Raw genomic sequence first — 12,637 nt, forward strand, 5'->3', positions numbered from 1 at the left:
GACCGGTCGCGCTCAGCCGCCCGTGGTCGTCACGGGCACCGGCGCCGTGGCGTCGAGCAGGTGGAAGGCCTCCGCGCTGAAGTCGATCTGCACCTCGTCGCCGGCGGCCGCCTCCGGCACCTCGGACAGGTCGAGGGTCACGACCGTGCCGTGGTCGAGCAGCACCGGGACCTGCTTGCCGCCGACCGTGTACGTCAGCTCGTTCTCGCGCGACGGGATGTGGTTGACGATCCCGACCTTCTTCGGGGCGGTGGTCGGCTCGGTGCAGCCGTAGTCGATGCACCAGCCCTCGGGCAGCGTCTTGACCTGGGTGAGCTCCGTGGTCCACGAGTAGAGCCGGGTCTCGGGCGGGCTGCTGGCGAAGAACATCCCGCCCACGCGCAGCAGGTCGTAGTACAGCGGCTCGATCTCCTCGGCGAGCACGTCGCTGGCGCCCGCGTGGATCAGGGCGTTCTCGCCCAGCCCGGCGTCGCGGATGGAGGCCACCGCCTCGTCGAAGCGGTTCTTCTGGGCGACCGTGGTGTTCGCGGTGTCGTTGCGCTCGATGGCGGCACCGTCCTCGGCCGTGACGGTCGAGAAGTGGGTCGCGATGCCCGCGAGCTCGAGGTGCTCGGCGTCCTCGACCGCCCGGGCCAGCGGCAGCGCCTCCTCGGGCACGACGCCCTCGCGCCCCATGCCCGTGTCGACCCACACGTGGGTCCGCAGCGTCCCGCCGGTGGTCGCCAGCACCTGCTCCGCGGCCTCGACCCAGGCGGGGTCCGTGGCCGGCACCTCGACGTCGTAGTGCACCAGCAGCGGGATGTCCTCGACCTCGGCGGCGTAGAGCACGGCGATCTTCGCCTCGACCCCGGCCTCGCGCAGGCTGATGGCGTCCTCGAGCTTCGGGACGAAGACGTAGTCGACGTCGGCGGCCTCCTCGATGACCTTGCCGAAGACCCCGACGGGCTCGCCGTTCTTCAGCACCGCGCCCAGCTGCAGACCCATGGGGTAGTCGGCGCGGATCGCCTCGGCGTTGCTGCGGACCGTCTCGGTGTCCACCCGCAGCAGGGGCACGTCCTGGGTGCCCGGCGTGGTGTAGGTGTAGGAGGTCTTCTCGCCGACCTCGGCGCCCCCGGCGGAGAAGGAGACCTCCACCGTCCCGGGGCCCTGGTGGGCGGGGGCCGTGCAGGCGTGCCGGGACGAGCGCTCGTCCCACGCGCACTCCACCTCGGCCTCACCGAACCGCGCCGTCACCGGGTCCTTCGTGTCCCCGCCGGTGTCCGCCAGGACGAGGTTGCCGCCGCTCAGACCACCGTGCGAGGGGGCCAGGGCCACGGAGCCCGACGCGGTGGCCGGGGGCGCGTCCGCGGCCGCGCCGCCGTCCTGGCCGCACCCGGACAGGACCAGCACGGACAGCCCCAGCACCGGCGTCACCAGCCGGCGGCTCCCTCGTCGCGACGTGCTGCTCCTGAGCTGTGCTCCCACGGTGTTCCCCCCTGGACGTTCGTTTGCCGGTGCACATCACCGGCGGCCACAGCGAGCGTAGGACGCACCGACGGCCCGGGACCGCCCGGGAGGCCGAAGACCCCCACAAGTGGCCACAGCCAACGGCGGGGGAGCGCGCAACATCGGTTCACAGGCCCCGCCACGACGTCCGTGCCGGCGGTGGCACGGCCGCGCCGTCCCCGCGGGGCCGGACCCCGGGGCCGGGAGGAACGGCAGGCGACGACGACGATCCCGTCCGCACCGGCGTCCGTCGGCGGCATCCGTCGGCGGCGCCCGTGATCGGCGCCGGTGCGCCGCCTCCGGGAAACGCGCACCGGCGCCGGACGGACCCGACCGCGGTCCGTGACGCCCCGGTGTGCGCGAGCACGCCGACCGGATGACGACGGTCGGGCTCGGCGCACGGACCGCGGTCCGGTGATCCGTCTCCGGCCCGTCCGGCCGGCGCTGCCGGTGACGTGCGGCGTCGACGTCCTCTCGTCCGCGTCGCACGGCACGGTGCGGACGGCGTGCTGCGGGCGGCCGGGACACAGCCTCCGAGGGCCCTCGAGCCTCCTCCCCGAACCGGTAGGCACGGATGTTGATGAGGCGGGAGTTCCGCTCTGACGGTGCTATTGGCGTGCGGCGATGTAGCGGGCGTAGGTGCTGGCCGCATGGGTGGCGTGGCGTTCGATGGTGCTGGGGTGGTAGCCGAGGATCTCGGCCAGGACCGGGATGGGATCGAGCTTGGTGAGCTCCTCGAGGGTGCCCAGGCGGGCGGCCCGGGGCGCGCACACGGTCTTCAGCCGTCGCCGCAGGGGGCTTGCGTCGAGGTGCTGGCCGGGGGAGTTGCCCCTGAAGATCCACCGGCTGTTCGGGTGCGCGGCCGTCCGGTCGTGGCCGGGCTCGGCGACCAGGTGCCGCAGGGGCTGATCCAGTGGTGACGGTAGCTCGACGGGGTGTGCCCCGACGGTGATGGTGACCCGGTCGTCGTCGATGGTGATCTGGTCCCAGGTCAGGCCGACGACGTCGTCGATCTGTTGGGCCAGCACGAGGACGAGGATGGCGGCGAGGCGGTCTCTGGGGCTGAGCTCTTCGTGGTCCACGGCCCGTGCCAGGGCGCGGGTCTGGTCGGGGTGAGACATGCGGGCCGCGGTGTCGCGCCGATGGGGTTGCAGGCGCAGGCGTGGGTCCACGAGCTGGGCGGTGGCCGCCCATCGCAGGAAGCGGTCGGCCAGTTCCCGGGTGGTGGGCCCGCCGGATTGCCAGGCGTCGAGGTCGGCCTGGGTGAGCTCGCTGAGGGTGGTGCCTCGGCTGGTGAGCCAGGTCAGGAAGTCGACGGCCACGGTGGTGGTCTGTTTGGCGGTGAGGAAGGTGCCCCGGGTGGTTTCGCCGTCGGTGGTGGTCATCCGTCGGGCCTGGTGCCAGCGGACGAAGCGTCGTAGGGCCTCGCGGTGCTCCCCGGTGGGCAGGCGTTGGATGGCGTCCTGGCTCCAGGTGATGAACCGGGCCAGCTGCTCGTCCCGGGCCGGCAGCCCGCCGTGGGTCACCAGCAGGGCCCGTACGTAGTCGCGGGTGCGGGTGTGCGGCAGCGCGTCGAGGATCTCGTGGCTGATGGTTGCAGTGGTGGCCAGGTCGGTGAGGAAGGCGGTGACGTGGGGCTGGTTCAGCCAGGTCAGGCCGCTGTTGGGGCGGGTCATCGCCTTCAGCGCGGCGGCCACCGGGGCCAGGGACGGGTGCATCTGCTGGGTGTGCGGGTTGGTGAGCAGCTGGTCGACGGTGGCGGCCAGCACGCAGGCCCAGCACTGGCCGCCGGAGTGCAGTTCGGCCTCGGCCCTGCAGGTGCGGCAGTCCCGGCAGGCGGGGCGCCCGTCGAGGCGGCCGGGCAGGATGCCCGTGTGTCCGCAGGCGCAGGTACCGGTGGTGCGCTTGGCGGCCTGGTAGCAGTAGCGGCACACGGGCCCGTCGGGCCAGTGGGCGGCGATCTCGTAGTGGCCCCGGCAGCGGGTGCACGGGGTCGGCCAGGTGTCCGGGTCGCTGGGTGGGCGGGGCCTGCTCACGAGGACTCGTCGTTCTCCTCGGGCGCCAGGTGGATGCGGCGGGCGATCGGCCGGCCCGGGTCAACGCCGATGTCCTGCGGGCGGGTCGGGGCGTTGGCGGTGGCCGCGGCGCGCAGTTCGAGGTAGGGCTCGAAGAGGTCGTTGGGGGAGCAGTCCAGGATGTCGCACAACGCGGCGAGGGTGCGGGCGGGGATGCGTTCGGGGGTGCCGGTCACCAGCCGGTAGACCTGGCTTTCCGACAGGGCGATCCCGCGGGCGCGCAGCAGCGGCAGCAGCTCGGTGCTCTTCCACAGGTTGCGCTGAGCCATCACGGTGCGCAGGTGCCAGCGATAGCCGATGCGGCGCTGTTCAGGCATCAGGAACCTCCTCGAGCCCGGTGGCCAGGCGGGCGGCGATCATCTGCTGGATGGTCTTCTGCTTGAAGTCGGAAGAGACCGAGGTGTACAGCTCGGTGGTCGAGGCGTGGGCGTGGCCGACCTGGGTCTGCACGAACGCCGGGTCGTAGCCGGCCTCGATCAGGTGCGTGACGTAGGAATGACGCAGGCAGTGCAGGCCCAGTTCCTTCGGCAGCCCGACCTCCTCGCGCAGCGCCGCGAAGGCGTCCCCGAGGCTGCCCAGGCGCAGGCGGCCGCCGCGTTCACTGGGCCACAGCGCGTCAGTGGACTCGGCAGCCGGGAAGCGGGCCCGCCCGCCGGGGCCGGTCCAGAACCGCAGCAGCCCCACGACCCAGTCAAACTCCGGGACCGTGAGCACGGTGCGCCGGCGAGGGCCTGATCCGGTGGTGCCCTTGGCCCAGCGCACCTGCATCGCACCGAAGCGCCCGTAGGCCGGCACGTGCGGGTTGGGCCCGAAGTCGCCCACCTCGAGCATCGTCAGCTCCCGGCGCCGCAGCCCGTAGGCGTAGCAGGTCTTGAACGCGATCGAGTCCCGCAGGGCCGGCAACCAGCGTTTGCTCCCGGCGGCGTGCTCGCGGTCGATGTGGTCGTCGAGATGGTCGAACAGCCGCTGCAGCTCGGCCCGGGTGAACGCCCGGCGCCCCGGGGCGATGGCGTCATCAGCCGTGTGCCGGGGCGTGTTCCACTCGAAGACCACCTGGGCGGGCACGTCCCCGAACGCCTGCTGGCAGAAGGCCGCCCATCCGTAGACCGGGGTCGTGAGGTAGGTGCAGAACGCCGCGACCGCGCTGGAGTCCGCGCGCAAGGTCGTGATGCTGATCGGCCTGGGGCCGGAGCGTCGCTGCGCCTGGAAGTCCTCCAGATCTTCCGGGCCCCATTGCCAGGGGAATGTCCCGGCGAAGCGCTGGAACCGTGCCACGACACCGTACCGGGCCTTGATCGTCGTCGAGGTCAGCCCGCGGGCCAGCATCTGCGCCCGCCACCCGTCCAGCATCGCCTCGAACACCCGCTCGTCGGCGCGGAACAGTCCGACGTCGGCGTCGGTCAGGACGGCAGGAACCTGGCCCGGTACAGCCTCCATCCGAATCCCACCTCACCGTGGAATCGTGCATCTGATGCAGGAAATCTACGCCGACCAGCGACCCAGCAACACCCCGGTGAGCCATCCGACGTCCGGCACAGTTACGTGCACCGCAGAACACCGCGGCACCTATGCAGAATCGGCCAGACGGGAGTTCCAACAGCTGCAAGAACTCCCGTGGGTTGAACGCCGATAATCAACATTATGTAAAGTCGAGCGGACGACGAGGTCCCCCGGGCGGTGCCCGAGCCCGTTTTGTACCAGGCCGCCGCCCCCGGCGGACGCACTGTCGGGCCACGCCACCGCCACCCGGGCCCCGCGATCGCCCGCTGCCGGCATCCGCCCGGGAGCGCGCCCGCACCGCGCGAGGACCCGTCCCCTCGGACGCCTCCCACACGTCGCACCGCATTCGACCTCCGCCGTTTGGTTGAGACTTTTCCTTCAACCTTCGACCGAGAGTTGAATGCTGCTGCGGATCCGTCGTCGTCCCGTGCCGCGCGGCTAGACTGCCAGCATGCACACGCCCCTCGACGACTCCCCGCGTGCGGCCTCGGCCGCACCCCGGCCGCGCACCCCGGCCTGGCCCGTGGCGGCCGTCCTCGACGTCGCCGTCGTACTGCTCTTCGCGGCCCTCGGCCGTCGCGCCCACGCCCTCGACCCGCTGGGCGTGCTCGAGACCGCCTGGCCGTTCCTCGCCGGCCTCGCCCTGGGCTGGGCGGCGTGGCGGCTGCCCCGGGCCCCCTTCGCGCCGTGGCCGCAGGGCGTGGCCCTGTGGGCGACGACCGTCGCGGCCGGGATGGTCCTGCGGGCGCTCACCGGTCAGGGCACCGCGCCCAGCTTCGTCTTAGTCACCCTCGGCGTGCTCGGGGCGCTCCTGCTGGGCACCCGTCTCGCGGTCCGGCTGCTCGCCCGCGTCCGCCGGGGCGGCTGACCGTCCCCCTCCGTCCTCCGCCGGTGCCCCGGCGGCCCGCCCCGACCCGAAAGAGGTGCCCATGCTCACCGCCATCGTCCTCGTCAAGACCACCGCCGACCGGATCCCGGAGGTCGCCGAGGAGATCTCGGACATCCCCGGCATCAGCGAGGTCTACTCCGTGACCGGCGAGTGGGACCTCATCGCGATCGTGCGCGTGCACGAGCACGAGGACCTCGCGGACGTCATCGCCGACCGGCTCTCGAAGGTCGAGGGCGTGGTGGGCACCAACACGAACATCGCCTTCCGCACCTACAGCCGTCACGACCTCGACGCCGCGTTCTCGCTCGGCATCGAGTAGAGCGCCCGACCGCCCCGCACGGGGCTGACGGCACGGGACCCCGGACCGCTCTGGTCCGGGGTCCCGTGCACTCCGCGTCGGGCAGCGCGCGGGGTCAGGAACGGCTGTGGGCGATCCAGCGGTCCAGCACGGCCCGGGCGGCACCGGAGTCGACGGACTCCTCGGCCCGGCGCACGGCCGCCGCCATCCGCTCCTGCAGGGAGCCCTCCGCGGCGGGGTCCAGCGCCACGAGCCCGGCCGCGGCGTTCAGCAGCACGGCGTCGCGCACGTGCCCCTGCTCCCCCGCGAGCACGCGCTCGACGACGCGGGCGTTGTAGGCGGCGTCCTGGCCGCGCAGGTCCTCGAGGGTGGCCCGCGGCATGCCGAGGTCGAGCGGGTCGAGCCGGTGCTCGGCGACCGTGCCGTCGCGCACCTCCCAGACCTCAGAGGGTCCCGTGACCGTCAGCTCGTCCAGGCCGTCGCCGCCCCGGAAGACCAGGGCCCGGTCGCCGCGGGCGGCGAAGACGCCGGCGATCAGCGGGGCGAGGGCGCGGTCGGCCACCCCGATCGCGGAGGCCTCGACGCGTGCGGGGTTCGTGAGGGGCCCGAGGAAGTTGAAGGCCGTGGCCACGCGCAGCTGCTTGCGGGCCGCGGCCGCAAAGCGCATGGACGGGTGGAAGGTCTGCGCGAACAGGAAGGTGATGCCCACGGCCTGCGCCGCGGACTCGACCTTCGCGACGGGCAGGTCGAGACGGACTCCCAGCGCCTCCAGCACGTCGGCGGAGCCCGACTTCGACGAGGACGCGCGGTTGCCGTGCTTGACCACCTTCGCGCCCGCGCCCGCGCACACGAGCGCCGACATCGTGGAGATGTTCACGCTCGAGTGCCGGTCGCCGCCGGTGCCGACGATGTCCAGCGCCGGACCGGGGATGTCCACCGGGCGGGCGTGCTCGACCATGGCGTCGGCCAGGCCCGTCAGCTCCTCGACCGTCTCCCCCTTGGCCCGCAGCGCCACCAGGAACCCGGCGATCACCGCGTCGGGCACCTCCCCGGACATGATCGTGTCCATGGCCCAGTGGGCCTGCTCGCGCGTGAGGTCCGTGCCCGAGATCAGCGCGGTGATCAGATCGGGCCACTCGAGATGCGGTGCCGTGGGAGGAGTCGTCGTGTTCACGCCCCGATCGTATCCCCCGGCCGCCCGCTCCCCCGCCGGGTTCGTGCCCGCCGGCACCCGTCCGGATGTCGTCGTTCTCACACTCCGGGCCCCGTCCCGCACGGGCTCCGGCGCCCGCCCGCGGACCTGCACGGACCCCTCGGCGGCGGCCTCCGTCCGGGCCGGTGACACGCGAACCGCCCGATCCCGGCCGTGGTTGGTCCACCGGGAGTTTTGTCGACATAATGTCTCTGTGACGACTGCAACCCATACCCCAGCCAAGCCGGTAGGCGGGTCGATCAACCGACCCAACCTCACCTCCGTGGGCACCATCGTGTGGCTCGCCTCGGAGCTGATGTTCTTCGCCGGGCTCTTCGCCATGTACTTCACCCTCCGCTCCACCTCCCCGGAGCTGTGGGCGACCGAGTCCGCCAAGCTCAACGTGCCGCTGGCGCTCGCCAACACGATCGTGCTGGTCCTCAGCTCGGTGACCTGCCAGTTCGGCGTCTTCGCCGCGGAGCGGCTCCAGCCGCGCCGCAGCGGCGGGCTGTTCCAGATCACCAGGTGGGGCATGATCGAGTGGTTCGCGCTGACCTTCATCATGGGCGCGATCTTCGTGGCGGTGCAGGCCTTCGAGTACGCCGAGCTGGTCGCCCACGGCATCAGCATCCCGGCCCACGCCTACGGCTCCGCGTTCTACATCACGACGGGCTTCCACGCCCTGCACGTGACCGCGGGCCTCATCGCGTTCCTGTTCATCATGGGGCGCGCCTTCATCGCCAAGCGCTTCGGCCACTTCGAGGCCACCTCGGCGATCGTGGTCTCCTACTACTGGCACTTCGTGGACGTCGTCTGGATCGTCCTCTTCCTGGTGGTCTACTTCCTGCGGTAGACCCCACGTCCCGGGGACGCACCGAAACAACCAACGCAGCACCGAGTAAAAGGAACGTTTGACGTGAAGGCACTCTCGCAACAGCGGCGCCACCCCCTCGCAGTCCTCGCACTGATGGTCCTGGCCCTGCTCCTCAGCGGTGGGCTGTACGCAGTCGCCACCACCACCAATGAGGCCAAGGCCCAGACCCAGACCTACACCGCGCAGGACATCGAGGAGGGCGAGAAGCTCTTCATCGCGAACTGCTCCACCTGCCACGGGCTCGAGGGCACCGGCACCCCCTCCGGTCCCTCCCTCGTGGGCGTGGGCGCCGCCGCCGTCGACTTCCAGGTGGGCACCGGCCGCATGCCCATGCAGGCCAACGGCCCGCAGGCCGAGAAGAAGCCCGTGCAGTTCTCCGAGGAGGAGATCCAGCAGATGGCCGGCTACGTCGCGACCCTCGGCCCCGGCCCCGCCCTGCCCGAGGAGCAGTACCTCGACGTCGCCGAGGGCAACGCCGCCAACGGCGCCAAGGTCTTCCTCGCCAACTGCGCCATGTGCCACAACGCCGCCGGCGCCGGCGGCGCCCTGACCCGCGGCAAGTACGCCCCGTCGCTGATGGACGTCTCCGAGAAGCACATCTACGAGGCCATGCAGACCGGGCCGCAGAACATGCCCGTGTTCAACGACGCCAACATCACCCCCGAGGAGAAGCGGGACGTCATCACGTACCTGAAGACCCTCGAGCAGAGCCCCCAGGTCGGCGGCTTCGGCCTCGGCTCGCTGGGCCCCGTGTCCGAGGGCCTGTTCGTCTGGACCGTCGGCCTCGTCGTCATCATCGGTTTCACCGTCTGGCTCACCTCGCGTTCGGCCTGACGCCGGGCACCGACCTCGTTGTCGGACCCCGAAGCTACGATCACCTGCACCAAGAGAAGAAGAATGAGGGACCACATGGGAAGCCACAGTGACGGCACTCCCCACCAGTCGGGAACCGTTGCCACCACGGGCACCACGGAGATGGAGCGTTTTCCCGATCCCGGGCTGCCCCCGCACCGCCCCCGTCTGACCGACATCGACGAGAAGGCGGCCAAGCGTGCCGAGCGGCAGGTCGTCCTGCTGTTCCTGATCTCCGTCCTGGGCTCCGTCCTGTTCTTCGTCGGCTACTTCGGCATCCAGATCGACGGCGCCCCCAAGTACGACGTCACGGACCCCTCCGGCTCCCGCGCCCTCCAGGTGCAGAACCTGCTGCTGGGCCTGGGCATCGCCCTGGGCATGTTCGGCATCGGCATCGGCGTCGTCCACTGGGCCCGTACCCTCATGCCGGACCACGAGCTCGTCGAGAGCCGGCACGCGGTGCGCACCGAGGAGCAGCGCGCCGACGCGCAGGAGATCCTCACCACCATCTACGACGAGTCCGGGATCAAGCGCCGCCCGCTGCTGCGCAACACCCTGATCGGCGCCGCCGTGGTCGCCCCGCTGCCCTTCATCGGGCTGCTCAAGGACCTCGGCCCCACCGACCTCGACGTCCTCAAGCACACGCTGTGGGACGAGGGCGTCCGGCTCGTGCGCGACCCCTCCGGCACCCCCATCAAGGCTTCGGACGTCACCCTCGGCTCCACCTTCCACGTCGTGCCCGAGAACCTCGCCCAGATCGGCCACAACGAGGGCTACCTGGACGAGAAGGCGAAGGCCGTGGTCCTGCTCATGCGCCTGGACCCGGACTCGGTCAACGTCTCCCCCGAGCGCCAGGACTGGAACGTCGACGGCATCTTCGCCTACTCGAAGGTGTGCACCCACGTCGGCTGCCCGGTGGCGCTCTACGAGCAGCAGACCCACCACCTGCTGTGCCCCTGCCACCAGTCCACGTTCGACCTCACCAACGAGTGCGAGGTCATCTTCGGGCCGGCGGCACGTCCCCTCCCGCAGCTGCCGATCACCGTGGACGCCGAGGGCTACCTCGTCGCCCGCAGCGACTTCACGGAGCCCGTCGGCCCCACCTACTCGCAGCGCGGTACCCATGTCGAAGAAATGCAGGGTGAGGCAAACTGATGTCCACGACCACCGATTACGAGTACAAGCCGCGCACCGGCACCGGTCGGATCGCGAACTTCGTCGACACGCGTGTGGGCATGTCGCCGATCGTCAAGGAGTTCGGGCGCAAGATCTTCCCGGACCACTGGTCCTTCATGTTCGGCGAGGTGGCCCTGTACACCTTCGTCATCCTGCTGCTCTCCGGCACGTTCCTCGCCCTGTGGTTCGACCCCTCGATGGCGGCCCTGGAGTACGAGGGCTCGTACGTGCCCATGCAGGGCGTCGAGATGTCGGCGGCCTACGCCTCCGCGCTCGACATCTCCTTCGACATCCGCGGCGGGCTCTTCCTGCGCCAGCTGCACCACTGGTCCGCCCTGGTCTTCGCCATGGCCGTGTCCGTGCACATGCTCCGCGTGTTCTTCACCGGCGCGTTCCGCCGCCCGCGTGAGCTGAACTGGGTCGTGGGCGTGGGGCTCTTCCTGCTCGCCATCGTCGCCGGCTTCTCCGGCTACTCCCTCCCCGACGACGTGCTCTCCGGCAACGGCCTGCGCATCGCCGACGCGATCCTGAAGGCCATCCCGCTCGTGGGCGCCTACCTGTCGATGTTCCTGTTCGGCGGCGAGTTCCCCGGCCACGACATCATCGGGCGCCTGTACATCATCCACGTGCTGCTCATCCCGGCCGTGATCCTGATGCTGATCGTGATCCACCTGTTCATGGTCGTCGTGCACAAGCACACCCAGTTCCCCGGCCCCGGCCGCACCGAGGACAACGTCGTCGGCTTCCCGGTCGGGCCCGTCTACGCGGCCAAGGCCGGCGGGTTCTTCTTCGTGGTCTTCGGGATCATGGCCCTGATGGCCGGCACGACCACCATCAACGCCATCTGGAACTACGGCCCCTACGATCCCTCCCCCGTGCAGGCCGGCTCGCAGCCCGACTGGTACATGGGCTTCACCGACGGCGCCGTCCGCCTGATGCCCGGCACCTGGCCCTGGAACTGGGAGTGGCAGCTCCTGGGGATGTCCATCCCCATGAACGTGCTGCTGCCGATGGTCCCGCTGGGCCTGCTGTTCGCCGCCCTGGCCCTGTGGCCGTGGATCGAGCGGTGGGTGACGAAGGACAACAAGGAGCACCACATCCTCGACCGCCCGCGCAACGCCCCGTTCCGCACCGCGGTCGGTGTGGCCGGCGTGCTGTTCTACGTGGTCCACCTCGTCGCCGCCTCCGGTGACCTCATCGCGACCCACTTCCGGGTCTCGCTCAACGACGTCATCTACTGGCTGCGTGCGGCGTACTTCCTCGCCCCGATCCTCGGGTTCATCATCACCCGGCGCATCTGCCTGGCCCTGCAGCGCAAGGACCGCGAGATCGTGCTGCACGGCCGCGAGACCGGCCGGGTCCAGCAGCTGCCGCACGGCGAGTTCATCGAGGTGCACGAGCCGCTGGACGAGTACAAGCGCTACCGCCTGGTGGACTACCAGGACCGGCAGGTCATCCCGGCCCAGCCCAACGGCAAGGGCAAGATCACCGGCACCGAGAAGCTCCGCGGCCGCATGAGCCGCTGGTTCTTCGAGGACCGTGTGGCGCCGGTGACCCCCGCCGAGCTCGAGGCGGCCCACCACCACCACGAGGCCGTCACGGCCGGCTCCCCGGACAAGGAGCTCGTCCGCTGACGGTCCCCGCCCGGACCGACGAGGCCCCGCACGGAACGTCCGTGCGGGGCCTCGTCGTGTGCGCCTCGCAGGCCCGAGCCGCAGCAGCCCACCACGGGGCGCACGGGACGACCTCCGCCGCCGAGAGCGGCAGAGGTCGCCGGGCGCGTCGGTCCGGTGGGCCGGGGCGCCCCGGGAGACCGGGAGAGTCCTCGGCACGGACGGCCTGCCGGTCCCCCGCCACGACCACGGTTCCCGACCGGGGCGACGCCCCCTGTGTCGCGCGGCCCCATCACCGGGAGCCCCGGCACCGGGTCCGCGCGGGCGGGCTCGGTCCCGTCGTCTCCCCGTCGCACCGTGCGTGCTCGCCGCCGGTGCCGACGACGGTCGGGCGGCACGGACCGTGACGAGAGCGCACGCCGCCGTCGCCGACCGGTGCCGGCCCGTCGTCGGCCGTACGGGGCGCACGCCGCCGGCACCCCGGGCACTGCCGTGCCGCCGGTGACGGCCGGCGCAGCGGCCGGGCCGGTGACTGCTAGCGGACATGCCAATCTCCCTGTAGGCGGACACGTATCTCCCTGCTGACGGACAGCTGATCTCCCTGTCCTGGGCCCCCGGGGCCGGGCTCGTGTCGGTCCCTCCGCAGACGTCCCTCCGGGGGTTCGCTCGAGGTCTCTGACCAC

Annotated in this window: 11 protein-coding genes; 6 read left to right on the forward strand and 5 right to left on the reverse strand. The window is 71.4% G+C overall.

The window, feature by feature from the left end; translation table 11 throughout:
• Positions 1 to 12 precede the first annotated feature (12 nt).
• The 4 genes from AS188_RS10850 to AS188_RS10865 form a co-directional block, all read right to left on the reverse strand.
• A complete protein-coding gene (locus AS188_RS10850; RefSeq protein WP_236944969.1) occupies positions 13 to 1,413 on the reverse strand; it encodes an alanine racemase in 1,401 nt (466 codons plus the stop codon).
• 680 nt (positions 1,414 to 2,093) lie between these two features.
• A complete protein-coding gene (locus AS188_RS10855; protein ID WP_058858866.1) occupies positions 2,094 to 3,521 on the reverse strand; it encodes a Fis family transcriptional regulator in 1,428 nt (475 codons plus the stop codon).
• Positions 3,518 to 3,877 (reverse strand): helix-turn-helix domain-containing protein, encoded by a 360-nt coding sequence (locus AS188_RS10860; RefSeq protein WP_058858867.1) that lies wholly within the window; start codon positions 3,875 to 3,877, stop codon positions 3,518 to 3,520. Before AS188_RS10860 ends, AS188_RS10855 begins: the two co-directional genes overlap by 4 nt.
• Positions 3,870 to 4,997 (reverse strand): tyrosine-type recombinase/integrase, encoded by a 1,128-nt coding sequence (locus tag AS188_RS10865; protein WP_058858868.1) that lies wholly within the window; start codon positions 4,995 to 4,997, stop codon positions 3,870 to 3,872. The genes AS188_RS10860 and AS188_RS10865 overlap by 8 nt, the downstream gene beginning before the upstream one ends.
• 514 nt (positions 4,998 to 5,511) lie before the next feature.
• Here AS188_RS10865 and AS188_RS10870 point away from each other — a divergent pair.
• The gene (locus AS188_RS10870; protein ID WP_058858869.1) at positions 5,512 to 5,928 is read left to right on the forward strand and encodes a DUF3054 domain-containing protein; all 417 of its coding nucleotides are present in this window, start codon (positions 5,512 to 5,514) and stop codon (positions 5,926 to 5,928) included.
• 61 nt (positions 5,929 to 5,989) lie between these two features.
• A complete protein-coding gene (locus tag AS188_RS10875; RefSeq protein ID WP_058858870.1) occupies positions 5,990 to 6,268 on the forward strand; it encodes an Lrp/AsnC family transcriptional regulator in 279 nt (92 codons plus the stop codon).
• A 94-nt stretch (positions 6,269 to 6,362) separates the two neighbouring features.
• Here the strand turns inward: AS188_RS10875 and trpD are convergent, their stop codons facing one another.
• A complete protein-coding gene (gene trpD, locus AS188_RS10880) occupies positions 6,363 to 7,421 on the reverse strand; it encodes an anthranilate phosphoribosyltransferase (protein WP_058858871.1) in 1,059 nt (352 codons plus the stop codon).
• 232 nt (positions 7,422 to 7,653) lie between these two features.
• Between trpD and ctaE the strand changes: the two genes are divergently transcribed.
• The 4 genes from ctaE (at position 7,654) to qcrB (ending at position 11,975) form a co-directional block, all read left to right on the forward strand.
• Complete coding sequence (ctaE, locus tag AS188_RS10885; RefSeq protein ID WP_083529404.1) at positions 7,654 to 8,292, forward strand: aa3-type cytochrome oxidase subunit III; 639 nt, start codon at positions 7,654 to 7,656, stop codon at positions 8,290 to 8,292.
• 63 nt (positions 8,293 to 8,355) lie between these two features.
• The gene (gene qcrC / locus AS188_RS10890; RefSeq protein ID WP_058858872.1) at positions 8,356 to 9,147 is read left to right on the forward strand and encodes a cytochrome bc1 complex diheme cytochrome c subunit; all 792 of its coding nucleotides are present in this window, start codon (positions 8,356 to 8,358) and stop codon (positions 9,145 to 9,147) included.
• Positions 9,148 to 9,222: 75 nt separating this feature from the next.
• A complete protein-coding gene (gene qcrA / locus AS188_RS10895) occupies positions 9,223 to 10,320 on the forward strand; it encodes a cytochrome bc1 complex Rieske iron-sulfur subunit (protein ID WP_236944970.1) in 1,098 nt (365 codons plus the stop codon).
• Complete coding sequence (gene qcrB, locus AS188_RS10900) at positions 10,320 to 11,975, forward strand: cytochrome bc1 complex cytochrome b subunit (RefSeq protein WP_058858874.1); 1,656 nt, start codon at positions 10,320 to 10,322, stop codon at positions 11,973 to 11,975. Before qcrA ends, qcrB begins: the two co-directional genes overlap by 1 nt.
• Positions 11,976 to 12,637 lie beyond the last annotated feature (662 nt).

It is taken from the genome of Kocuria flava, from assembly GCF_001482365.1.
Lineage (GTDB): Bacteria > Actinomycetota > Actinomycetes > Actinomycetales > Micrococcaceae > Kocuria > Kocuria flava.

Excerpts from the sequence above, each read along its gene's own strand:
- AS188_RS10860 (WP_058858867.1), bottom strand. The coding sequence starts at position 3,877 with ATGCCTGAACAGCGCCGCATCGGCTATCGCTGGCACCTGCGCACCGTG.
- AS188_RS10865 (WP_058858868.1), bottom strand. The coding sequence starts at position 4,997 with ATGGAGGCTGTACCGGGCCAGGTTCCTGCCGTCCTGACCGACGCCGAC.
- AS188_RS10870 (WP_058858869.1), top strand. The coding sequence starts at position 5,512 with ATGCACACGCCCCTCGACGACTCCCCGCGTGCGGCCTCGGCCGCACCC.
- AS188_RS10875 (WP_058858870.1), top strand. The coding sequence starts at position 5,990 with ATGCTCACCGCCATCGTCCTCGTCAAGACCACCGCCGACCGGATCCCG.
- qcrA (WP_236944970.1), top strand. The coding sequence starts at position 9,223 with ATGGGAAGCCACAGTGACGGCACTCCCCACCAGTCGGGAACCGTTGCC.
- qcrB (WP_058858874.1), top strand. The coding sequence starts at position 10,320 with ATGTCCACGACCACCGATTACGAGTACAAGCCGCGCACCGGCACCGGT.